The sequence below is a fragment of the Sphingomonas sp. H160509 genome (assembly GCF_024124765.2).
Classification (GTDB): Bacteria; Pseudomonadota; Alphaproteobacteria; order Sphingomonadales; family Sphingomonadaceae; genus Sphingomonas.
Window position 1 is genome coordinate 3985175 of record NZ_JAMXSR020000002.1, and the last position, 22880, is coordinate 4008054.

The 22880-nt window shown below is 65.7% G+C and carries 17 protein-coding genes, 1 other RNA gene and 10 pseudogenes; 17 read left to right on the forward strand and 11 right to left on the reverse strand.

The window, feature by feature from the left end; all coding sequences use genetic code 11:
- Nucleotides 1-102 precede the first annotated feature (102 nt).
- The 3 genes and pseudogenes from thiS (at nt 103) to NHF48_RS21570 (ending at nt 2322) form a co-directional block, all read left to right on the forward strand.
- Nucleotides 103-1095 carry a sulfur carrier protein ThiS gene (gene thiS / locus NHF48_RS21560; RefSeq protein ID WP_274705176.1) on the forward strand — a complete coding sequence of 331 codons (993 nt, stop codon included), beginning with the start codon at nt 103-105 and terminating at the stop codon, nt 1093-1095.
- A gap of 124 nt (nt 1096-1219) precedes the next feature.
- Nucleotides 1220-1403 (forward strand): annotated as a pseudogene (locus NHF48_RS21565) (CsbD family protein).
- Nucleotides 1404-1659: 256 nt separating this feature from the next.
- Nucleotides 1660-2322, forward strand: coding sequence for an HAD-IA family hydrolase (locus NHF48_RS21570; protein ID WP_253072261.1), 663 nt, complete (start codon nt 1660-1662; stop codon nt 2320-2322).
- An 18-nt stretch (nt 2323-2340) separates the two neighbouring features.
- On the opposite strand, the gene NHF48_RS21575 is transcribed toward NHF48_RS21570, so the two are convergent.
- The 5 genes and pseudogenes from NHF48_RS21575 to NHF48_RS21595 all read right to left on the reverse strand — a co-directional run bounded on the left by NHF48_RS21575 (nt 2341) and on the right by NHF48_RS21595 (nt 6745).
- Nucleotides 2341-2526, reverse strand: coding sequence for a hypothetical protein (locus tag NHF48_RS21575; protein ID WP_107955187.1), 186 nt, complete (start codon nt 2524-2526; stop codon nt 2341-2343).
- 70 nt (nt 2527-2596) lie between these two features.
- The gene (locus NHF48_RS21580) at nt 2597-3481 is read right to left on the reverse strand and encodes an alpha/beta hydrolase (protein ID WP_253072262.1); all 885 of its coding nucleotides are present in this window, start codon (nt 3479-3481) and stop codon (nt 2597-2599) included.
- 195 nt (nt 3482-3676) lie between these two features.
- Nucleotides 3677-4102 (reverse strand): MAPEG family protein, encoded by a 426-nt coding sequence (locus tag NHF48_RS21585; RefSeq protein ID WP_253072263.1) that lies wholly within the window; start codon nt 4100-4102, stop codon nt 3677-3679.
- A 199-nt stretch (nt 4103-4301) separates the two neighbouring features.
- Nucleotides 4302-5363 carry a 1,9-bis(guanidino)-5-aza-nonane synthase gene (locus NHF48_RS21590; protein WP_056048328.1) on the reverse strand — a complete coding sequence of 354 codons (1062 nt, stop codon included), beginning with the start codon at nt 5361-5363 and terminating at the stop codon, nt 4302-4304.
- Nucleotides 5364-5508: 145 nt separating this feature from the next.
- Nucleotides 5509-6745, reverse strand: a pseudogene (locus NHF48_RS21595) (type III PLP-dependent enzyme).
- A 170-nt stretch (nt 6746-6915) separates the two neighbouring features.
- Here NHF48_RS21595 and NHF48_RS21600 point away from each other — a divergent pair.
- Nucleotides 6916-7846 (forward strand): annotated as a pseudogene (locus NHF48_RS21600) (threonine ammonia-lyase).
- On the forward strand, nt 7843-8022 hold the full coding sequence (locus NHF48_RS21605; RefSeq protein WP_253072264.1) for a hypothetical protein: 180 nt from the start codon (nt 7843-7845) through the stop codon (nt 8020-8022). Before NHF48_RS21600 ends, NHF48_RS21605 begins: the two are co-directional and overlap by 4 nt.
- A gap of 146 nt (nt 8023-8168) precedes the next feature.
- On the opposite strand, the gene NHF48_RS21610 is transcribed toward NHF48_RS21605, so the two are convergent.
- The gene (locus NHF48_RS21610) at nt 8169-8825 is read right to left on the reverse strand and encodes an alpha/beta hydrolase (RefSeq protein ID WP_056048342.1); all 657 of its coding nucleotides are present in this window, start codon (nt 8823-8825) and stop codon (nt 8169-8171) included.
- 81 nt (nt 8826-8906) lie between these two features.
- On the opposite strand from NHF48_RS21610, the gene NHF48_RS21615 reads away from it, so the two are divergent.
- The 8 genes and pseudogenes from NHF48_RS21615 to NHF48_RS21650 all read left to right on the forward strand — a co-directional run bounded on the left by NHF48_RS21615 (nt 8907) and on the right by NHF48_RS21650 (nt 14622).
- On the forward strand, nt 8907-9938 hold the full coding sequence (locus NHF48_RS21615) for a cysteine desulfurase family protein (protein ID WP_263817006.1): 1032 nt from the start codon (nt 8907-8909) through the stop codon (nt 9936-9938).
- Nucleotides 9935-11020 (forward strand): annotated as a pseudogene (locus NHF48_RS21620) (cysteine desulfurase family protein). The gene NHF48_RS21615 and the pseudogene NHF48_RS21620 overlap by 4 nt, the downstream one beginning before the upstream one ends.
- On the forward strand, nt 11017-11322 hold the full coding sequence (locus NHF48_RS21625; RefSeq protein ID WP_253072265.1) for a 2Fe-2S iron-sulfur cluster-binding protein: 306 nt from the start codon (nt 11017-11019) through the stop codon (nt 11320-11322). Before NHF48_RS21620 ends, NHF48_RS21625 begins: the two are co-directional and overlap by 4 nt.
- A gap of 112 nt (nt 11323-11434) precedes the next feature.
- Nucleotides 11435-11776 (forward strand): hypothetical protein, encoded by a 342-nt coding sequence (locus NHF48_RS21630; protein WP_253072266.1) that lies wholly within the window; start codon nt 11435-11437, stop codon nt 11774-11776.
- 81 nt (nt 11777-11857) lie between these two features.
- Nucleotides 11858-12097, forward strand: a complete 240-nt coding sequence (locus NHF48_RS21635; RefSeq protein ID WP_253072267.1) for a hypothetical protein — start codon at nt 11858-11860, stop codon at nt 12095-12097.
- Between the two features lie 69 nt (nt 12098-12166).
- An RNA gene (ffs, locus tag NHF48_RS21640) (signal recognition particle sRNA small type) lies at nt 12167-12260 on the forward strand.
- Between the two features lie 345 nt (nt 12261-12605).
- Nucleotides 12606-14301, forward strand: a pseudogene (locus NHF48_RS21645) (DNA polymerase III subunit gamma/tau).
- Nucleotides 14298-14622: pseudogene (locus NHF48_RS21650) on the forward strand (YbaB/EbfC family nucleoid-associated protein). Before NHF48_RS21645 ends, NHF48_RS21650 begins: the two co-directional pseudogenes overlap by 4 nt.
- A gap of 229 nt (nt 14623-14851) precedes the next feature.
- Here the strand turns inward: NHF48_RS21650 and mtgA are convergent.
- The 5 genes and pseudogenes from mtgA to NHF48_RS21675 form a co-directional block, all read right to left on the reverse strand.
- Nucleotides 14852-15527: pseudogene (gene mtgA, locus NHF48_RS21655) on the reverse strand (monofunctional biosynthetic peptidoglycan transglycosylase).
- Between the two features lie 9 nt (nt 15528-15536).
- Nucleotides 15537-16415, reverse strand: coding sequence for a flavin monoamine oxidase family protein (locus tag NHF48_RS21660; protein WP_253072268.1), 879 nt, complete (start codon nt 16413-16415; stop codon nt 15537-15539).
- Between the two features lie 145 nt (nt 16416-16560).
- A pseudogene (locus NHF48_RS25520) lies at nt 16561-16809 on the reverse strand (FAD-dependent oxidoreductase); the annotation flags it as partial.
- Nucleotide 16810: 1 nt separating this feature from the next.
- The gene (gene rpoH, locus NHF48_RS21670; RefSeq protein WP_056048373.1) at nt 16811-17713 is read right to left on the reverse strand and encodes an RNA polymerase sigma factor RpoH; all 903 of its coding nucleotides are present in this window, start codon (nt 17711-17713) and stop codon (nt 16811-16813) included.
- A gap of 57 nt (nt 17714-17770) precedes the next feature.
- On the reverse strand, nt 17771-18637 hold the full coding sequence (locus NHF48_RS21675) for an RluA family pseudouridine synthase (RefSeq protein ID WP_446741191.1): 867 nt from the start codon (nt 18635-18637) through the stop codon (nt 17771-17773).
- Between the two features lie 97 nt (nt 18638-18734).
- On the opposite strand from NHF48_RS21675, the gene NHF48_RS25525 reads away from it, so the two are divergent.
- From NHF48_RS25525 to NHF48_RS21695, 4 genes and pseudogenes are all read left to right on the forward strand, one after another.
- Nucleotides 18735-19358, forward strand: coding sequence for a M67 family metallopeptidase (locus NHF48_RS25525; RefSeq protein WP_342454706.1), 624 nt, complete (start codon nt 18735-18737; stop codon nt 19356-19358).
- Nucleotides 19355-20001, forward strand: a pseudogene (locus NHF48_RS21685) (histidine phosphotransferase family protein). The gene NHF48_RS25525 and the pseudogene NHF48_RS21685 overlap by 4 nt, the downstream one beginning before the upstream one ends.
- 75 nt (nt 20002-20076) lie before the next feature.
- A pseudogene (locus NHF48_RS21690) lies at nt 20077-22378 on the forward strand (chemotaxis protein CheA).
- Entirely contained in the window at nt 22375-22803 is a 429-nt protein-coding gene (locus NHF48_RS21695) for a chemotaxis protein CheW (protein ID WP_253072269.1), read from the forward strand. The pseudogene NHF48_RS21690 and the gene NHF48_RS21695 overlap by 4 nt, the downstream one beginning before the upstream one ends.
- Nucleotides 22804-22880: the final 77 nt, after the last annotated feature.

The window sequence follows — 22880 nt, forward strand, 5'->3', positions numbered from 1 at the left end:
GTCGAGCGAAGTCGAGACATGAGACCGGCAGCGGACGGGTGGTTTCTCGATCAGCCTGTCCCGAGCCATGTCGAGGGGCTCGAAACGAACGGAAAGTTTTGCATGCCCCACTCCGATGGTACCGTCTCCATTACCGTCAACGGCGAACACAAGCGTGTGACTGCCGGGTTGAGCCTCGCGGGTCTCGCGACGGAACTCGGCCTCGTGCCCGAGAAGATCGCGGTCGAGCGCAACATGGAGGTCGTGCCGCGTTCGACCCTGGCGGACGTGATGGTCGAGGACGGCGACGATCTCGAGATCGTGCATTTTGTCGGCGGTGGCGACCATGAGGACAGCTGGACGGTCGCCGGCCAGACTTTCAAGTCACGGCTGATCGTCGGCACCGGCAAGTACAAGGACTTCGCGCAGAACGCCGCCGCGGTCGAGGCATCGGGCGCGGAGATCGTCACCGTCGCCGTCCGCCGCGTCAACGTGTCGGATCGCAACGCGCCGATGCTGACCGACTTTATCGATCCGAAGAAGATCACCTACCTTCCCAACACCGCCGGCTGCTTCGATGCCGAATCGGCGATTCGCACGCTGCGCCTGGCGCGCGAGGCGGGCGGCTGGGAGCTGGTGAAGCTCGAAGTGCTCGGCGAGGCGAAGACGCTCTATCCCGACATGGTCGAGACGCTGCGCGCGACCGAGATCCTGGCGAACGAGGGCTTCAAGCCGATGGTCTATTGCGTCGACGATCCGATCGCCACCAAGCGCCTGGAGAATGCTGGCGCGGTCGCGATCATGCCGTTGGGTGCACCGATCGGCTCGGGACTCGGCATCCAGAACCGCGTGACGATCCGCCTGATCGTCGAGGGGGCAGGGGTGCCCGTGCTGGTCGACGCCGGCGTAGGCACCGCGTCCGATGCGGCGGTGGCGATGGAGCTAGGCTGCGACGGCGTGCTGATGAACACCGCCATCGCCGAGGCGAAGGACCCGCTGATGATGGCGGCGGCGATGAAGGCCGCGGTCGAATCGGGGCGGCTCGCGTACCGTGCGGGGCGGATGGGCCAGCGCCGTTATGCCGATCCGTCGAGCCCGCTGGCGGGGTTGATTTGACCCGCCTGATCGCAAAGCAGGTCATGACGCAAACGTCACGGAACCCTCGGTAAAGACGGCCGTTATACCAGAGCAAGTTCAAGCGGCCCGGTTGGCGGGTCTGCAAAAGCAAGTGGAGGCTCTGATGGGCGAGTTCACCGACAAGGTCGCAGCAGCAGGCAACAAGGTTGCAGGCAACGTCAAGGAAGCCGTCGGCAAGGCAACCGATAACGAGAAGCTGGTAGCTGAAGGCGAGGCGCAGCAGGCCAAGGGCACTGCGCAGAACGTCAAGGGCAGCGTCAAGGGGCGCACTCGGCGACGACATATAAGCTTTAGCTTGATGTAGGAATACAGGCCGCTTCGGGAAACCGGAGCGGCCTTTTCTTTGCGGGGTCGATTAAGGCTGCACCGCTACCCAAAACCACGACCACCCCGGCGAAGGCCGGGGCCCAATTAGGGGACGATGATTATTAAAGGTAGCGCGCTGTTACCTCGGACATGCCAATTGGGCCCCGGCCTTCGCCGGGGTGGTCGTCTGGTACGAACCCCTTGCCCCACCCACAAAACCCCATCACGAGCACCCGAATGACTCTCCCGACCCGCACCTACGCCGCATTCCTGTTCGACATGGACGGCACGATCCTCACATCGATCGCGTCCGCCGAGCGAACCTGGACCAAATGGGCGATCGCACATGGCCTCGACGCTGCAACGTTCGTGCCGACGATCCACGGCGTGCAATCGGTCGAGACGGTCCGGCGCCTCAACCTCCCCGGCGTCGACCCGGTCGCCGAGGCCGCCGCGATTACCGCCGCCGAAATGCTTGACGTCGGCGACGTCGAGCCGATCGCCGGTGCCGACGCATTCCTGGCCAGCTTGCCCCCGGAGCGTTGGACGATCGTCACGTCTGCCCCTCGGGCGCTAGCCGAAGTCCGCCTCAAGGCTGCCGGCCTGCCGATCCCCGCGACGATGATTGCCGCGGACGACATCCCCAACGGCAAGCCCGCACCCGATTGTTTCCTGGTCGCAGCCGAACGACTCGGCGTCTTGGCGAGCGATTGCCTGGTGTTCGAGGATGCCCCCGCCGGCATCACGGCCGGGGAGGCAGCGGGCGCGGATGTCCTGGTGATCACGGCGACGCACGGGACGAGCCACCGGCTCGATACGCGTCATCCGCGGATAAACGATTATCTGGACGTGACCGCCACGATCACCTCAGACGGTCGACTGGCGGTTACGTCTCGCTGACCGGCACGAACGATCGGCTCAATCCGCATCACCAGATCGCTGCGCCCGCGCGATCAGTTCGTCGAGTGCGGCTTCATCCAGCCGACCCGCCGTACGCAACGCCGCTTCGGGGGTCATCGCGATGACCGCCCCGTCCGGCCCGTCGATCACGACCTCGCCATTTTCATGGAAAACGTCGCGGGGTTCGGCATGCGGACTAGTCATCGCGCTCTCCTGAACTTTCAGGACAAACGTCGGTGAGGACGGATAGGTCCGCAATACTGACCGACCATGGTCAGCCAGCGACCAGTTCGCCCATCCAACGATCGAACAATTGCGGCCACAATGACCCAGGCGACCGAGGCGATAGGCGCGTGCCGAAGCCGTGCCCACCATGCTGCAGGAAATGCGCCTCGGCGGGGATGCCTGCGCGGCGAGCAGCGGCGAGCGTATCGACGCTGTTGGCAACCGGGACCGTGTTGTCGTCCTCGGCATGCACGAGGAACAGTGGCGGGTCGCCAGCCTTCAACTGTCGGTCGATCGCATACCGCGCCTGGACCGCAGGCAGCGGATCAGGACCGAGCAGGTTCGTGCGCGATCCGCCGTGGCTGCGGCCCGGATCCATGTTCGAGACCGCGTACATGAGTCCCGCCCAGGCGGGCCGTGCCGAATGCCGGTCGGCGGCATCGACCGGACGATACGCCTTGAACTCGTTTAGCACCGCCACGGACCCGGCGAGGTGCCCGCCCGCCGAGAAACCCAGCACACCGAGCTTCTCCGCCCTGATCCCGTAGGCGCGCGCGTTGGCGCGGATCAGCCGCATCGCGCGCTGCGCGTCGGCGAGCGGCACATCGGCCCGGTCGGCCCAGCCTTCGCCGGGCAGGCGGTAGCTCAACACAAATGCGGTGATCCCGAAACCGTTCAGCACGCGCGCGACATCGATGCCCTCGTTGCGGAGCGAGGTGATCGAATAGCCGCCACCGGGCACGATCAGCACCGCGCGGCCGTCGGGCCGGGCTGGCCGGAATACACCGACCTCGGGCCGCACCACGCCGCGCATCTGGAAGTCCCGATAACCGTCCGGGTAGCGCGGCATCCGCGGCTGCGGGATCGGCAGCGGGTTCGGCGCGCCTGGCGGAATACCGGGCCAGAGCGCGAACCGTTCGGCGGGTGGCCACATCGGCATCTCCGTCGCACGCGGCTGACCGGCAGCAAGTTGTGCACCGCTTCGCGCGAATGCAGGAAGCGCCAGCCCGGCGGCGAGGGGGGAGGGTGAGCAGCGAACGGCGATCGAAGGTCATGGCCAAATCCTAGACGATCGGATTGCGTTCGGGGAGAGGCGGGCGACGCTATCGGCGATTATTCGCTGGCTTCCTCAAAACACGGCGAGCGCGGCATGCAGCGTGAGTGCAACGAGCATCAGGCTCGACAGCGTGAAGAAGAGAAAGCGTGCCCTGACGCGGTTGCTGGTTGCCTGAACGAGGCTGTGCGCGATCCGCAGTCCAACATACGCCCACGCGATCCAGGCATTGACGCCGTTGCCCGTGCCGCTGAGCGCGAGAACGGCGGAAACAGCGTAGAACAGCGTCGGCTGCTCCATCAGGTGGTTGTAGTTGTGCGCCTTCCACTGCACCTGCGGAGGCAGCGATCGATCCGCGTCGGACGCCTTGGTGCCGACGAGCTTGCCCATATCGACGCCGGCCGCCTTCATCGCTGGCAACCGCGTCGCGAGCGTCCAGCCCAGCATCACGAGCGTCCACGCAATCAGCACGACCATCGGCCGCAGGATCTCGCTATGCATGAAAAAGCCTCCCCCGGTTATCCGAAGGAGGCTGCATCAATTGCCCGGAGGGGGCAACGGTATCTCTAATCCTCGCCCGCCAGGGGGAGGTGGCAGGCGCTTGCCTGACGGAGGGGGAGGAGAGGGCAAACAGCGTTATCGCCGCCCCCCCTCCGCCGCTTCGCGCCACCTCCCCCTTGCGAGGGAGGATCAGCTAGCCTCAGGCCTTGTCGAAGCTCGCGCCCCACTTGCGGACCGGACGGTCCTTCCAGAGCCCACGATGATACGCATCCGACGCCAGCAGCGGCATCACCGAACCCGCCTCGGCGAACACCATCTGCTCAATGCCCGTGTTCACCTTGCCCCACGAAGCCGCTTCCTGCAGCGTCGACGACGAGCACGCACCGTCGCGCACGTCGGCAACCGTGATCTGCACCGCATACTTGTGAACCTGGACGTCGTCGTGACCGAGGATCTCGGCGCAGACGACCGTATCCTGGATGAAGTTCTTCGGCACGCCGCCGCCGATCATCAGCAGCCCGGTGGTGCCTGCCTTGATCTTGATCTCGGTGAGTTCGCGGAAATCGGCGATCGCGTCGAGGACCATGTACGGCTTGCCCGCCTTCACCGCGTCGACCTGATGCTTGACCAGACCGAAGCCCGCCGAGCTGTCGACGAACGCCGGGCAGAAGATCGGCACGTCATGCTCATAGGCGAGCTTGACGAGGCTGTTCTCCTTCTTGCCATGCTCGACGAGATACTTGCCCATCTCGCGGATGAACTCGCGGCTCGAATAGGCGCGCGGCTCGAGCGTCTCGGCGATCTCAAAGATCGTGTGGTCGACGTGCTGGAGTTCTTCCTCGTCGATATAGGTGTCGTAGATCCGGTCGATCATCAGCGAGCGCAGCACGTCGTCGTGTGGCACTTCGAGCGCCTGATAATGCTTGTGGCCGAGGCCCTCAAAGAAATCCATGTCGACGATCGTCGCGCCGGTCGCGACGATGCCGTCGATCATGTTGTTGCGCAACAGCTCGGCATACAGATCCATGCAACCGCCGGCGCTCGTCGAGCCCGCGATCACGAGGAAAATCGTGCAGTCCTTGTCGGCCAGCATCTGGTTGTAGATGTCGGTCGCACGGCCGAGGTCACGGCTGGTGAACGACATCTTCTTCATCGCGTCGACGATCGGCCGCGCGTCGAAGCTGGTGATGTCGATATGCTCGACGGTGGTCGAGAGGAGTTCCGCCTTGCGCTGCGCGTCGATGCGGGTGTCTTCGGTCATTGGGTATCTTTCCTTATCCCCCCCTCCCGCAAGCGGGAGGGGGCTAGGGGTGGGCGCCCGCCATCGGCAAGCGACAACGCCGGAGGAGAAGCGCGAGCCCACCCCGGCCCCTCCCGCATGCGGGAGGGGAGTTAGTAGGACTTGGTTACAGCTTGACGACGTTCGACGCGAGGTCCTGGAAGCGCTCGTCATACAGCGAGACCATCGGCTCGTCGGTGACGATCACCGTCTCATCCGATCCGAACCCGTTGAACGCGGTCCGCATCGCCGAACCGTACGCGCCGAGCATGCCGATCTCGATATAATCGCCGGCCTGCGTATCCGCGGGCAGCATGAACGGGCCAACCATATAATCCATGTCGTCGCACGTCGGACCATAGAAGCTGAACTCCATGTCCTTCGCACGGCTGTCCGGCTCGCGAAGCAGCTCGGTCGGGAAGCGCCAGCCGATATGCGCCGCATCGAACAGCGCGCCATATGCGCCGTCGTTGATATACAGCTCGGTCCCGCGGCGCTTTTCGACGCGCACGATGATCGACGAATATTCCGCGCACAGCGCCCGGCCCGGCTCGCACCACAGTTCGGAAGAATAGCTGACGGGCAGCGACTCGAACGCACGGTGGATCGTCTCGAAGAAATGCTCGAGCGGCGGGGGCTCCATGCCGGGATACGAGGACGGGAAGCCGCCGCCGACGTCGATCACGTCGACCGTGACCGCCGCGTCGACGATCGCCGCACGAACGCGCTCCATCGCGTTCGAATAGGCCCTCGGGGGTCATCGCCTGCGATCCGACATGGAAGCAGATGCCGAGCGCGTCCGCAGCCTGGCGCGCCGCGAACAGCAGCTCCTTGGCTTCATGCGGGGCCGCACCGAACTTCGACGCCAGCGACAGCTTCGAATGCTCGGACGACACGCGCAACCGGACGCAGAGCGTCAGATCGGTGGCGGCTTTCGTAGCACGGACGACCTTGTCGAGCTCTTCCAGGCTGTCCAGGCTGAAGGTCCGTACGCCGTGCGTGAAATACGCCTCGGCGATCGCTTCCTCGGCCTTGACCGGGTGCATGAAGCACAGCGTAGCCCCGGGAAGCGTCCGTGCGACCAGGCGCACTTCGGCGATCGACGCCACGTCGTAATGCGTGATGCCATTGTCCCACAGGATCTGCAGGAGTTCGGGAGACGGGTTCGCCTTCACCGCATACATCGAGCGACCCGGGAACTTCTCGACGAAGAACCGAGCGGCGCGCGCAGCAGCGTGCGGACGAACGAGCGTGACCGGATTGACCGGACGCCCTTTAGCGATGTCGATGCCGCTCCTGATGTGGGAGGTGTCGGCGGTCGAATGGGCTTTCGCTAACCCCAGCGCGATATGATGCTTGACCAATTCAAGGGACCTCCAATGTCCTGAGACAAATTACAAAAACACTGCCTTGCGGTTGGAAGTCCCATGGGGCAGCGGAAGCGCGATCTAGGGTTACGCGCCCCCCATGTAAATAGCGTTTGGCGGATAGGAGACGGTGTGTGACGATTTTGCGACAACCGACGCGGGCGGGTGTGCGGGACGCCGCGGAGAAGATCGCCCGGATCCTCCCGCCGACGCCGCTGTTCGTCTGTGAAATCAAGGGCGTACCGGTCGCTTTCAAGGCCGAGTCGTTGCAACCAATCGGCGCGTTCAAGATTCGCGGCGCGTGGCATCGGCTCACCGCATTGGACGAGGCGACACGACAAAAAGGCGTCGTCGCGTTCTCCTCGGGCAATCACGCGCAGGGCGTGGCCTGGGCAGCAAAACGGCTAGGCATCGCAGCGACGATCGTGATGCCGTCGGACGCACCGCGGTTGAAGCGCGAGTCAACGCTGGCGTTGGGCGCGGAGGTGGTCACCTACGACCGCGCGACCGAGAGTCGCGAGACGATCGCCGCAGGGCTGGCGGAGGCGAGGGGCGCAACGCTGGTGCCGAGCTTCGACGACCCGTGGATCATCGAGGGGCAGGGGAGCACGGGGATCGAGGCAGCCGCACAGATGGCGGCGCTAGGCATGGGCGTGCCAAGCCGTGTCGTCATCCCCTGCGGGGGCGGCGGCCTGTCGGCAGGCATCGCGCTGGCCTTGAAGGACAGTGCGATCACCGTCGTCGAGCCCGAAGGCTGGGATGACATGCGCCGCTCGCTGGAAGCATCCTGGATCGAACCCGTCGGTCCCAATCCGCCGCCGACCGCCTGCGATTCGCTCCAGACCTTACGCGTGTCACCGCTGACGTTCGATGTCCTATCTCGTCGCGATGCGACTGGCGTGGCGGTTAGCGAGATCGGAGATCGCGACGGCGCAGCGCTGGGCAGCGGAGAAATTGCGTCTGGTGATCGAGCCAGGCGGCGCGGTGGGACTAGCGGCGGTGCTGGCCGGCAAGGTAACGCTCGGACCCGGCCTGCTCGTCATCCTGTCCGGCGGCAACGTCGATCTCGCCGCCTACGCGAAGGCGATAGCTGCATGAACCCCGCACTGACCTCAATCGCCTCGGCGGCACCAGCGATCGCGATGCTGGGGATGTTCGCCTGCCTGATCGGCGGGACCGCGCTGATCGTGAAGAAGCGCGATACGAAGAAGGGCGTGCTGATGCTGGTGATGGCCGTAGTCCTGCTAGCCAACGTAGCGATCTGGACCCTCTAACTCCCTCGCCCTACGGAGAGAGGGAAGGGGCCCGCCGCGCTTGCGGTGGGAAGGGGGAGAGGGAGTTGGGGAGAGCGTATCGATCCCCAACTCCCCCTCATCCGACGCTGACGCGCCACCTTCTCCCCGAGGGGAGAAGGACAAGCTCACCTGATCGGCGAGTTCGGGTCCAGCCGCATGTCGAGATATTTATCCACGCTCCCCATCAACTCCGGCATCTCATGCTCGAAGAAGTGGTTAGCCTTCGGAATCGTGTCGTGATGGATCGTGATATGCTTCTGCGTCCGCAGCTTATCGACCAGCTTCTGCGTCGCCCCCGGCGTAGCGACCTCGTCGGCCTCGCCCTGGATGATTATTCCGCTCGACGGGCACGGCGCCAGGAACGTGAAGTCGTACAAATTCGCCGGCGGAGCCACCGAGATGAATCCGCGGATTTCCGGACGGCGCATCAGCAGCTGCATGCCGATCCACGCGCCGAAGCTGACGCCCGCGATCCAGGTCGTCTGCGCCTCGGGATGGAAGCTCTGCACCCAGTCGAGCGCGCTCGCCGCATCGCTCAGCTCGCCGACGCCGTTGTCGAACACGCCCTGGCTCTTGCCAACGCCGCGGAAGTTGAACCGCAGCGTCGCGAACCCGCGCCGCTGGAAGGTCTTGTAAAGCTGCTGCACGATCGCGTTGTTCATCGTCCCGCCGGCCGACGGATGCGGGTGCAGGATCATCGCGACGGGTGCGCGTGGACGAGGCCCCGGCGCAAAACGACCTTCGAGACGGCCTTCGGGACCGGGGAAAATGACTTCGGGCATAGGCACTCGCGAGCTGGGATACGCACTCGGGTGGAGTGCCGGAATATGAACGCTATATAGGGTTCGAGCCCCTTTTCGCAATTGGAACCGACCCTGGCCCTTAACGACTCGCGTATCTACCTCGATCACGCCGCCACCACGCCGATGCGCCCCGAGGCTGTCGCGGCGGTGATGGAGGGCATGGCGCGCTGGGCGAACCCATCCTCGCCGCACGCCGAGGGGCGGGCGGCAAGGGCTGCGCTGGAGGATGCGCGCAAGCGGATCGCCAAGGCGCTGGACTGGCCGCATCATGTCATCCTGACGAGCGGCGCGAGCGAGTCCGCGGCGTTGGCGTTGCGGGGGCGCCCCGGCATCGCTGTCGCTGCGGTAGAGCATGATGCGGTCCTCCGCGCGGCCGAGCGGCCGATAATGCTGGACGTCAACGCAAGCGGTATCGTCGTGAACGGGGAGGGAGCCCAGACGATCGCGCTGCAATCCGCGAACAGCGAATCCGGCGTCCTCCAGGATCGCCCCACCGGCGTCTGGATAGTCGATTGCTCGCAGACGGCTGGCAAGCTCCCGCTCCCCGAGGCAGACCTGATCATCGTATCTGCGCACAAGCTCGGCGGCCCTCCCGGCATCGGCGCGCTGCTGGTCCGCGATCTCGGCCTGCTCGACCCGACCGGAGGGCAGGAGCGAGGCTACCGCGGCGGCACCGAGAACCTCCCCGGCGCGCTCGGGTTCGCCGCCGCACTCGAAGCCCCTCGCGACTGGTTCCCGGGCATGGCCGATCTCCGCGCCCAACTCGACGAAGCCATCCTGGCGAGCGGCGGCGAGATCGTCGCGCAAAACTCCCCCCGCATCCCCACGATCGCCTCCTACCGAATGCCCGGCGTCAGTTCCGCTGCTCAGTTGATCCGCCTCGACATGGCGGGGTTTGCGGTATCGGCGGGCAGCGCGTGCTCGTCGGGCAGCATGCGCCCCAGCCACGTGCTCGCCGCAATGGGCTATTCCGCACAAGCCGCCGCCGAAGTCGTCCGCGTCAGCTTCGGCTGGACTACGACAGCCGAAGATGTCGCAAAGTTCGCCGAAGCCTGGACGCGGATCGCCCAGGACATAAAGCGAGCCGCATGACCTACCTCGACTATCAGGCGACCACCCCGCTCGCGCCCGAAGGGCTCGCCGCGATGCTCCCGTGGCTCGAATCACAGCACGCCAACCCGCATTCCCCCCACCGCGAGGGACGTCGCGCCAAAGCCGCCGTCGAAGTCGCCCGCGATCAGGTTGCCGCACTGCTCCCCCCCGCGGCCGCATCGCGTTCACCAGCGGGGCCACGGAAGCGCTCAACTGGGCGATCAAGGGGACGCCCGGCCCGATCGTCACGCTCGGCACCGAACACGCCGCCGTCCTCGACACGGTCGCAGCGGAAGCGGCGAGGGGGGCGCCAGGTCACGATCCTCCCGGTCAACCCAGACGGCGTGGTCGATCTCGACCAAGCCCGCGCCGCGATCCAACCCGGCACCGGGCTCGTCGCCGCGATGCTCGTCAACAACGAGATCGGCGTCATCCAGCCAGTCGCCGCACTCGCCGACCTCGCCCACGCAGCCGGCGCGCTGATGCTCTGCGACGCGGTGCAAGGCTATGGCCGCATACCCATCCCCGACACGGTCGACCTCATCGCGATATCCGCGCACAAGATCCACGGCCCCAAGGGCATCGGCGCACTCTGGATCCGCGACGGCGTCGACCTCGCCCCGCTGATGCACGGCGGCGGGCAGGAAGCCCCCGGCCGCTCGGGCACGCTGTCACCCGCACTTTGCGCGGGCTTCGGCGTCGCCGCACAACTTATGGCGGATCGCAAAGACCAGGATGCTGCACACATCGACCGCCTCTGGTCGCTCGCGCTCGACCGCCTAGGCCCCGGCTGGATTATCAACGGCTCGACCGAACATCGCTACCACGGCAACCTCAACGTCCGCCGCGCAAACCTGGACGTGAACCGCCTGATGTCCGACCTGCGCGACATCGCCTTCTCCGCCGGGTCCGCCTGCGCCAGCGGATCGGGCCGCTCCAGCCACGTCCTCCGCGCGATCGGCCTCACCGAAGCACAGGCACGGTCCAGCATCCGCCTCGGCTTCGGCCGCTACACCACCGAAACCGAACTCCGCGACGCGATCGATGCGATCGTCGCCGCAGCCGAGGCGCAATGGCCATGATCGTCCGCTTCATCGCCCGCGATGGCACCGCAACGACGACCGCCGCAACCCCCGGCGACCGCCTGCTCGACGCCGCACAGGCGCATAACCAGCCGCTCGAAGGCACCTGCGAAGGCCAGCTCGCCTGCGCGACTTGCCACGTGATCGTCGACCCCGCCGACTTCGCCCGCCTGCCGCCAGCGAGCGAGGACGAGGAGGACATGCTCGATCTCGCGCACAACGCAACGCGCACCAGTCGTCTCGCCTGCCAGATCCGCCTGACCGACGCGCTCGACGGCTTGACCGTGCGCATCCCGCAATAAACGACAGCAAAGCTTACAGGAAGACAACGGCCGGTTCAGGGAACGTGCACGGCCGGCAGCGGATTATCCCCTCATCACCTCAATGTACGAGGTCTTGAGAGGAGTACCGGACATGAAGATTATCGCAATGTTCGCCGCTGGCGCCCTGGCCGCGGGAACGCTGTTCGCCGCGGCACCCGCCGATGCGCAGCGCCACGGCTGGGACGGCCCTCGCCACGGTGGTGGCTGGCACGGCGATCGTGGCTGGCATGGCAATCGCGGCTGGCATGGTGACCGCGGCTGGCGCGGCAGGGATCGCGGCTATCGTGGCTATGGCGGCGGGTATCGTGGCGACTACGGCTATCGTGGCGGCGGCTACGGCTATCGCGGACCCCGCGGATACGGCCGCTCGCGCGTCGTATGCCGGATTGAGCGTGGCTATTACGGCCCGGTTCGTCGCTGCTTCCGCCGCTAGTACGGAACCGTAACGAACCCCTTTAGTTTAATAACATAGGGTGCCGGGGTCGGGAGGCCCCGCACCCAAAAGGAGAGTATTATGAAGTTGTTCACCATCGCCGCCGCCGGTCTCGTCGCACTCACCGGCCTCGCGCCCGTCGGCATCGCGGCCGAAGCCTCGGCGCAGCGTACCGTCGTCCACGAGCGCACCGTCGTTCGCCATGACGACCGTCGCCGTGGCTACCGTCGCCATGTCGTCCGCACGCGTCAGGTCTGCCGCAACGTCTATCGCAACCATCATCGCCAGCGCATCTGCCGCACGGTCCGCTACAACCGCTGAGCCGGGGCGCTGAACCCGCTTCAAGCTAAAGCGGCTTGATCATCCCGCCCGACCCCGCCATATGCGCCGCGGGAGTCGGGCGGACGTGGTCGTCGCCAACTTGGTCAGATCCGGAAGGAAGCAGCCACAACGACTAAGCCCCGGGTCGTCCCGGCTCCCACCGCGAACATGTCGTTCCGACATGTGAGCGCGGCCAGCGGCGCGGGAGCGCCGTCTGACGACGATGCGGCTAAGCCGCAGCGCACTTCTAAACTTCCTCGCTAACCAGTAACACAAGCGCAACCGGGTCAAAACCACGCCCGATGTTCACGCAACGTTCCAAACCATTATCCTACGCCGCAGCGTTGTGGCATGAGCCGCGCATGACCGGCATTGCCCACATCACAGGTTCCGACACGTCACGCGCCGGCCTCCCGCCGCGCCGAAGTGCACACCCTTCCCAGCGTGTGCACTTTGTGAACTTCCGACCCCTTCGACAGCACGCGCAGCACCCGCTATGACGACCGCAATGTCAGATTCCTTCGACCTGGGCGAACCCCCGCAGCCGGCTAAAGCACCGGATGCCCCCGCCTACCGCGTGCTCGCGCGCAAATACCGTCCGCAAACCTTTTCCGAGCTGATCGGGCAGGACGCGATGGTCCAGACGCTCGGCAACGCGATCAAGCGCGACCGGCTCGCGCACGCGTTCCTGATGACCGGCGTCCGCGGCGTCGGCAAAACCTCGACCGCACGCCTGATCGCCAAGGCGCTCAACTGCATCGGCCCTGACGGCGACGGTGGCCCGACGATCGACCCCTGCGGCGTCTGCGAACCCTGCCGTGCGATCGCCGAGAGCCGCCATATCGACGTGATCGAGATGGACGCCGCGAGCCATACCGGTGTTGACGACGTCCGCGAGATCATCGACGCGACGCGCTATTCCGCGGTCACCGCGCGCTTCAAGATCTACATCATCGACGAAGTCCACATGCTGTCGAAGAACGCGTTCAACGCGCTGCTGAAGACGCTGGAGGAGCCACCTCCCCATGTGAAATTTCTGTTCGCCACGACCGAAGTGAACAAGGTCCCAGTGACGGTCCTCTCGCGCTGCCAACGATTCGACCTCCGCCGCATCTCCGCCGAACAGCTCGCCAAGCACTTCGCCTGGGTTTCGACCGAAGAAGGCGTCGTCGCCGATCCCGAGGCGCTGATGCTGATCGCGCGCGCCGCGGAAGGCTCCGCGCGCGACGGTCTGTCGATCCTCGACCAGGCGATTGCGCATGCCGGGCTCGAAGGCGGCGGCGTGACGGCCGATGCAGTCCGCCAGATGCTCGGCTTGTCGGACCGGGGCGTGGTGCGCGATCTGCTGACGCTGATCCTCGCCGGCGACGGGGCAGGGGCGCTCGCCTCGATGCGCCGTCAATATGATTACGGCGTCGATCCGCTGTCGGTGCTGCGGTCGCTGCTAGAAACCGTCCACGGCATCACGCTGACCAAGGTCGGCACGCCGGCGGACGCCGCGCAGCCGATGGAGGAGCGTGCGGCACGCGAGGAATGGGCGGCATCGCTCGGCTATCCCGCGCTGCACCGCCTGTGGCAGCTGTTCCTCAAGGGCCATGATGAAGTCGCCAAGGCCGCGCTGCCGATCGAGGCCGCGGAGATGGCGCTGTTGCGGGCGATCTACGCGTCGACGCTGCCCGATCCCGGCGAGCTTGCCCGCCAGATCGCCAGCGGCGCGGCTCCTTTCGGTCGCATCAACGGCGGCGCCGCCACCTACACCCCCTTCCGGCGAAGCGCCGCCCTGGAACGCTGGATCCGCTGCGAAGGCGCCCGAACCCGTCGCGACCGGACCGATCCTGCCGCCGACGTTCGAAGCGCTGGTCGATCTGCTCGACGAATCGGGCGGCCTCGCGATCGCCGCGCGTCTTCGTCACGGCGCACGCATCGTCAGTTACTCGCCCCCGGAATTCGTGCTCAGCGGCAGCCGCCCGGTCTCGGCCGACACGCTCGCCGAGCTCAACACGCTGTTGAAGAGCGTGACGCGGACCGCGTGGAAAGTGTCGATCGTCGACGCACCCGGTGAGCCGACGCTGCGCGAGGCGCAGGACGCCGCCGACGCTGCGGTGCGCCAGGCTATTCTCGAATCCCCCATCATGAAGGCCGCGGTGGCAGCGTTTCCCGACGCCCAGCTTGGATCGTGGCCAGGTCAAAGGAGCAACGCATGAAGAATATCGACGAAATCCTCGCGATGGCGCAGAACGTCCAGAGCGAGATGGAAAAGGCGCAGGCCAATCTCGACACGATCGAGGTCGAGGGCGCATCCGGCGGCGGCCTCGTCAAGATCAAGGCCTCCGCCAAGGGCCGCATAATCAACATCGCAATCGACGATTCGCTGATGCAGGTGAGCGAGAAGCAGATGCTCGAGGACCTCCCTCACCGCTGCATTCAACGACGCACGTGCCAAGGCCGATGCGGTGTCGGGCAGCGAGATGTCGAAGATGACGAGCGGCCTGCAACTGCCGCCCGGGTTCAAGCTGCCGTTCTGATACCTGCAACTGTCTCCTTACAAATCGCACCCCCGAGCTTCACAAGCCCGTCATCCCAGCGAAAGCTGGGATATCCCTCGGTGACGCGCACCCTTCGCCACGAGGATACTCCAGCTTTCGATGGGGTGACGGGTGAGGGGGCGGGTTCGTGAGCAGAACGGAAGCTGACGGTGAGTTCAGCTGCCTCTCACTCCGCCACCCTGGAATTGAGCCAGGGTGGCGGAACAGGTCAGGTTCGCAAGCAGCTGTCCAACCCATTGTTCCGCACAACAGAAACCCGCCGCGACAGCGTATTCCCATGTTTTCGCACGAACCCGTGCGGGTCTATCGCAGCCCGCTTCTTCGGCAACGGCAGCACCGCAGCAATCCGCCCCGCCTCCGTCGGCGACAGCCGCGACGCATCGTGATTGAAATACCGGATCGCCCCCGCATTCGCGCCGTACGTCCCGATCCCGGTCTCGGCGATGTTGAGATACACCTCCATGATCCGCCGCTTCCCCCACAGCGCCTCGATCAACACCGTGAAATACGCCTCGAACGCCTTCCGCACATACCCGCCGCCCTGGAACAGGAACGCGTTCTTCGCGGTCTGCTGGCTGATCGTCGACCCACCGCGGATGCGCCCGCCTTGCGCATTGCGCGCCGCCGCCCCCCGCCATCGCCTTGAAATCGAAGCCATGATGCGAACAGAACCGCGAATCCTCGCCAGCAATCGCCGCGCGCGCCATGTCCGGGTCCATCTCCGACAGCGGCATCCAGTCCTTGGTCACACCGTGCCCGTTGATGACATCGCCCATCATCGTCCAGGTGAACGGGACCGGCACGAAACGATAGATGCCCACCCACGCGACCGTGATCAGGACGAAGGCGAAGATGATCTTTGCAGCGATGCGGATAAGGCCCATCGCCGCTCCTTATGCGATCGTCGCGGCCTCGCCAATGACCGCGCGGGCCGCAGTTACGCCGGTTTCATAAGCGCCGTGCGCGGTGGAGAAGTCGAACCCGTGGCATGCTTCACCCGCGAAGTGGATACGGCCGTCGACCGATGCAGCGAGGACGGCGCGCTGGCCGGCGCAACCGATGAGCGCGTGGCTGTAGCTGCCACCGATATAGCGTTCATGGCGCCAGCGGGTCGCGGCCAGCGGGGTGAAGCGCTTGCGCCAGTCGCTTCCCAGAAGTCCGACGAGTTCGTCGATCGCGAACTGTGCCGCATCGCCGTCCTCCAGCATCTCCGCGCAGTCGCCGCCGAAGAAGCTCTCGACGATCGGCCAGCCGAACGGCGACAGGCGGTGGCTTGCGGTGCAGGCGCTGTACGGGTTGCCGATCAGGTGCGCGTTGGTCGGCCATTCGGGCCGGTCGACGTGGAGGAACACCTTGTCCGCTAGGCCGAGCGGGAGGTCCGCGGCGGCGGCGTGCTTGTCGGGGAGCGGCGGATCGAAGACGATCTGCAACTTGGCGAGGACGGTAGTGGGGACGCAGACGATCACGTGGTCCGCCTCGATCGTTCCAGCCGGGGTGTCGAGTTTGATGCGGCGACCGCTGTGGTCGATGCGGGTTACCGGGGTGGAGAGGCGGATGCTCAGACCGGCGGCATGGCTTGCGACGAGCGTGCCGTAGCCTTCCTTCACAGTCCAGTTATCGTCGGTAGCAGCCTCTTCGTATGCGGCCCAGTCGTGGAGCGACACTTGGGTAAGGTTCGCACCGTTTGCGTAGCCGGAGATCGCGTCGATCTTCGGGCGCCACTTGTCGTGCGCGTCGATAAAGTCGGAGAGGGGGGCGGTCGGGGCCTTCACGGGCGGCTAGGGCTCGCTCGTTCCAATCTTGGTAAGCTGTGGCAGAGGCTGACTGGGCTTCGGGTGGGATGCCGAGGTCGCGCCACTGGGTGCGCCAGTTCGCGTCGGAGCGGTCTACCGTAAAGCCCGTCAACTCGGCAATTTGAGTCCAAGGATTGCGCTGGGCGGAGTGCAGCCAGCCGCAACCAGCGTCGACATGTAACCCCGCGAAGGCGGGGGTCCTGTCTGGGCCCCCGCCTTCGCGGGGGAACGAGGAGGCGAGGGACAGGCTGTGGGCGCGGCCACCTAGGCGATCATTGGCCTCGACCAACAGCACCTCTTGCCCCGCATCGTGCAGCATTCTTGCCGCGGCAATACCGGCCGCACCGCCGCCGATGACGACGGTGCGCACCATTTTATGCCGCCAGCAGGCGCTTCTCGCCGGCAATCCGCATCATCGCCTTCTGCAGCTTCTCGAACGCACGCACCTCGATCTGCCGCACGCGCTCGCGCGACACGCCGTAGACCTGCGACAGTTCCTCGAGCGTCTTGGGATCGTCGGTCAGGCGACGCTCGGTCAGGATATGCTGCTCACGCTCGTTGAGGTCGTCCATCGCCGACACCAGCATCGAGTGGCGAACGTCCGCCTCCTGCGCATCGGCAACGATCTTGTCCTGCAACGGCGCATCGTCCTGCAGCCAATCCTGCCACTGGCCTTCGCCGTCCTCGCGCATGGGCACGTTGAGCGACGTATCGCCACCCATCGCCATGCGGCGGTTCATGCTGACGACGTCGGTTTCCGCGACGCCCAGGTCGGTCGCGATCTTGGTGACGTGTTCGGGGCGCAGATCGCCATCCTCGAACGCATCGAGACGGCTCTTCATCCGACGAAGGTTGAAGAACAGCTTCTTCTGCGCCGCGGTGGTGCCCATCTTCACGAGGCTCCACGAGCGCAGGATATATTCCTGAATCGAGGCGCGGATCCACCACATCGCGTAGGTTGCGAGACGGAAGCCGCGCTCGGGCTCGAACTTCTTTACGCCCTGCATGAGGCCGATGTTGCCCTCGGAGATCAGCTCCGATGTCGGCAGGCCGTAGCCGCGATAGCCCATCGCGATCTTCGCCACGAGACGGAGATGCGAGGTCACCAGCTGCGCAGCAGCCTCGGTATCGCCATGCTCCTGGAAGCGCTTGGCGAGCATGTATTCCTGCTCGGGTTTCAGGAGCGGAAATTTTTTGATCTCGGCAAGATAACGATTGAGACCCGCCTCGCTGCCGAGCGCAGGTATCGTCGCTGGAACGTTGGAGCGGGCTGCCATGGTCGTAATCCCTTTCTGCTGACCCCGATTGCCGCAATGCGGCATAGGACCGATTATCTATACGTGAAGCTGGGTGAACAGTTCCTGCATGTCTGCGGGCATTTCGCTTTCGAACGCCAAAGCGATGCTTTTCACCGGATGGATGAACCCCAGATGCGCCGCGTGCAAGGCCTGCCGGCAGAAACCGAGCGTTTCGAGCAGCGACTTCTGAGCTTGCTTTGTTCTACCATAGACCGGGTCCCCCAACAAGGCGTGGCCGATCGACGCCATGTGCACGCGCACCTGATGCGTACGGCCCGTCTCCAGCCGGCACTCGATCAGCGCCGCGTCGCGCAGGGTCTCGATCGTCGAGAAATGCGTCACCGCGCGCTTGCCGCCCTCGACGATCGCGATCTTCTTGCGGTTCTGCGGACTCCGCGCGAGCGGGGCGTTGACCGTCCCGCTCGACGGGCGCGGTATGCCGCCGACGATCGCTTTGTAGCGGCGGTCGATACTGTGGTCGTGGAACTGCTTTGCCAGACCCTCGTGCGCGCGGTCGGTCTTGGCCGCGATCATCAGCCCCGACGTATCCTTGTCGATGCGGTGGACAATGCCCGGGCGCGCGACGCCGCCGATGCCCGACAAATTTCCGGCGCAGTGGTGGAGCAGCGCGTTGACGAGCGTACCGTCGAAATTGCCGGCGGCCGGATGGACGACTAAGCCCGCGGGCTTGTCGATCACGATCAGGTCCTCGTCTTCGTACGCGACGACGAGCGGGATATCCTGCGCTTCGTTGTGCAGCGGCATCGGCGGCGGGATCGCGACGGCGAACACCTGACCGGCCTCGGCCTTCTTCGCCGAATCACGCCATTCGCGACCGTGGAGGGTAACCTGACCCGCGGCGATCAGCCCCTTCAATCGCTCGCGCGACATATCGGGCAGCACTTCGGCGAGCGCACGATCGAGCCTCCAGCCATCCGTGGCCGGCGTGATCGATGCTTCGATGATGGAAACCCCCGGCCCATGTCATACTAATGTGGCGATGAGCGTGACGATTTCAAGCGAACTGCTGGAGCGGTTGGTCGCGAAGGCAAATGCGTCGCCAGATGCCGAGGTCTGCGGGCTGCTGTTCGGGGCGGCGGGGCTGATCGAGGCAGCGGAGGCGTGCGCGAACGTGGCGGCGAACACTGCGCGGGCTTTCGAGATCGACCCGGCTGCTTTGTTTGCGGCCCATCGGCGCGCTCGGGGAGGCGAGCTGGCAGTGATCGGGCATTATCATTCGCATCCGTCTGGGCTGCCGGTGCCGTCTCCTCGGGATGCGGCGCAGGCGATGGGGGATGGGGCGGTCTGGGTGATCCTTGGTGGTGGTGAGGCTCGGGCGTGGCGGTCGGCCGAGGTGGGGGGCGTTTGTCGAGGGAGGCGATCGAGGTCGTTGAGTAGCGCCACCCTTCTTCCCCCCTCCCTGGAAGGGAGGGGCTGGGGTGGGTTGGCTTCCCGCATATCCTGCGGGTGTGGATCAAACGGGCCGACCCACCCCCGACCCCTCCCCTTTCAGGGAGGGAGGAAGAAGGGTGGCGGCTTCTACTGTATAGGGTACCGCAAGTTGGCATTGCGTAGCGGCCGCCCGCCAGCCACAAGACCTTCCAGAATTAGGGGAATTTCATGACGGTCAGCCCGGTCGATTTCGCGAGCCTGCTCTGTTCGCGCCTGTGTCACGACCTGCTGTCGCCCGTGGGGGGCGCTCAACAACGGGCTCGAACTGCTGGCGGACGAGACCGATCCGGCGATGCGCGAGCGCGTCATGGAGTTGCTCGCGGACAGCGCGCGCGCGTCGGCGAGCAAGCTGAAGTTCTTCCGGCTGGCGTTCGGTGCGGCGGGCGGGTTCGGCGAGCTGGTCGATACGCACGAGGCCAGGAACGCGATCGAAGGTCTAGTTGCCGAGAACAAGCGGATCACCTTCGTTTGGGCTGTCGAGACGCCGGCAATGCCGAAGTCCGCGGTGAAAATACTGCTCAACCTAGTCCTCGTGGCAACCGAGTCGCTGGTACGCGGCGGCACGATGGAGGTCGGGGGGAGAGGACAATGACGGTCAGCTGGAGATCGTCGTGAAGATCGAGGGCACCCGGATCGTGCTCGACCCGGAGATCCGCCGAACACTGGTCGAGGGGGAGGGCGCGCACAATGTCACGCCGCGCGCGGCGGCTGCGTACATGATCAACACCGTCGTCGCGGAAGCCGGCGGGAAGGTCATCGTATCGGAGCCTGCCGAGGGCATCATGATCTTCGGTGCGGTCTTCAACGCGCGCTGATCCCGTAGAGACGGGCGGGACAACTAACCTCGCCTTAACCTGAAGCATGCATGACGGGCTCGAACGCGGGGCCGCATGGACGATCTGTTACAGGAATTCATTGCCGAGACGCGCGAAACGCTGGAAGCGATTGCCGGCGAGATCGTCGCGTGGGAGTCCGATCCGACCGATCGTGCGCGTCTCGATGCGATCTTCCGCTTCGTCCATACTGTGAAGGGCAGCTGCGGGTTCCTGGATTTGCCGCGGCTGGCCCGGCTCAGTCACGCAGCAGAGGACGTGTTGGCGGCGGTGCGCGACGGCAAGCGGACGCCCGATACCGCGCTGGTCGACGCCGTGCTCGGCATCGTCGACCGGATCGGCGAGATCGTCGAGGCGATCGACGCGGGCGCAACGCTGGACGATTCGACCGAAGACTCGCTGATCGCCGCGCTGGCGCCGGATGCCAAACCCAAGGTCGCGGTCGTTGCTGTGCCGGCGGGGCGGGCGGCCAGCCGCAGCGTCCGGCTCAACGTCGATCTGCTCGATCGGATGATGAGCGGTATGTCCGACATGGTCCTCGCGCGGAACGATCTCGCGCGGCGGTTGCGCGACGGCGATGTTGATCCGCAGGTCGAGGCGGCGCTTGAACGGTTGTCCCTCACCGTCGCCGACATGCGCGACACAGTCACGCGGACGCGCATGCAGAAGGTCGACGCGCTGTTCTCGGCGCTGCCCCGTATGGTCCGCGATACCAGCGCGGAACTGGGCAAGTCGGTCAACCTCGTCATCGACGGTGCGGATGTCGAACTCGATCGCGAGATGATCGAGCTGATGCGCGATCCGTTGCTTCACGTCATCCGCAACGCGATCGACCACGGTATCGAGACACCCGAGGCGCGCCGGGCTGCCGGCAAGCCGGAGGCGGGGCGGCTGGTCGTGTCCGCGCGGCAATCGGGCAACCAGATTCTCATCGAGATCAGCGACGACGGCCGGGGTATCGACGTTGCGCGGATCGTCGCAAAGGCGGCCGAGCAGAAGCTCCACACCGCGACCGAACTGGCGGCGATGAGCGACGCGGCGAAGCTCGACCTGATCTTCGCGCCCGGCCTTTCGAGCCGCGATGTCGTCACCGCGACGTCGGGGCGCGGCGTCGGCATGGACGTGGTGCGCGCCAATATCGAGCAGATCGGCGGCCGCATCGTCCTCGTCAACGATCCGGGGAGGGGGGCTGCGAATTATCGCGCGCGTCCCGCTAACGCTGTCGATCCTCACGACGCTGATCGTCGAAGTCGGGACTCAGCGTTTCGCGCTCGCGCGCCAATCGGTCGAGGAAATCGTGCTGGTGCGCGGCGATCAGGTGCGGATCGAGACGATCGGCGATGCGGCGGCAGTGCTGGTGCGGGGGCGTCGCATGCCGTTGGTGGCGCTTGCCGGTCTGTTCGGGCTCGGGTCGGAACCGCCGCCGACGCTGGTGATCGTATCGACTCGCGAGGGCGATTACGCGCTGGGCGTCGACACCGTGATCGATACCGAGGAACTGGTCGTGAAGCCGGCGTCCCCCGCGATCATGGCGACGGGCGTGTATGCGGGGATGACCTTGCCCGACAACGGCTTGCCGATGCTGTTGCTCGACGCGGCGGGGATCGCGACTGTCGCGGGCCTTCGGTTCGCCCCGGTGGCGGTGAACGACTCGGTCGAGGAGGTCGCTGTTCCCGGCATCCCGGCGCTGCTGTTCGACGATCTCGACGGGCAACGACGCGCGATCGCGCTCGCGGTGATCGACCGCGTCGAGCCCGTACCGGTCGACGCGATCCGCCGGACCGCGGGGGCGATGCGGCTGACGATCGGCAACACGATCATCCCGGTCCATGCGGTCGGCGGGTTCGGCGATCGCGCCGAGATCGCGGTGCTGCGGCTCACGGACGGCGAGAGCGAGATGGCCTATGCGATCGCCGAAGCGATCGAAATCGTGGCGTTGCCCGCAGATATGGCGCCGGCGCGGCGTGGCGGAACGGATGCAGGCGCTCCGATCGCGGGTGTCGTGCTGATCGCCGGCGAGCAGGTCGAAGTGGTCGATCCGCACGCGTTGTTCGCCGGTGAGCCTGTCAAGATCGCGACTCCGCCGGTATGCCTGTTGCAGGTCGATGGATCGGGATGGATGGAAACCTTCCTGAAACCTGCGCTGGAGGCCTCGGGCTATCGCTGCGTCACCGCGCTGGCGGCGGGCGAGACGGCGGCGGTCGCGCTGGCGATGGAGGATGCGCCGGTCTCGGCTGCGCACGCGCCAGTAGTGACGCTGCGGCGATCGCGGATGGCGGACGGCGATGATGACCCGAGCATATATCGCTATGACCGCCCCGCGCTGATCGCAGCAATCGCCGCGCGGAGGGGATTGTGAGCGACCTGTTCCTGATCGCGCATATCGCCGGTCGCGGGGTCGCGATCGACGCGGCGCAAGTCGATTCGGTGGTCGATATCGGCGAGATCGTCGCGGTGCCTCGCGCTGAGCCGTTCGTTCGCGGCCTAGCGGCGTTGCGCAGCCGCGTCGTGACCGTGATCGACACGGGGATCGCGCTCGGGCTTGCACCGACTCCCGATGCGATGCGCCGCGCGGTCATCACGATCGTTGACGGCCATCATTACGCGATCCTTGTGGATTCGGTCGAGGACGTCGCGCCGTTAGCCCGGCTGCCGTTATCGTCGGGCTTGGCGCTTCGAGGTGGTTGGGCGTCTGTGGGCACGGGAATCGTAGAGCGCGACGGCGAGCCGTTGCTGATCATCGATCTCGCTGTCGTCCTGCCGACGTCTCCGCTCGCGGCGTGACGTTTTGCACCGAAGTTCCGACGCTTAACTCCCTACTTACTGTTTGCGATCTAGGACGGTCGCACGATTTCCCGGAA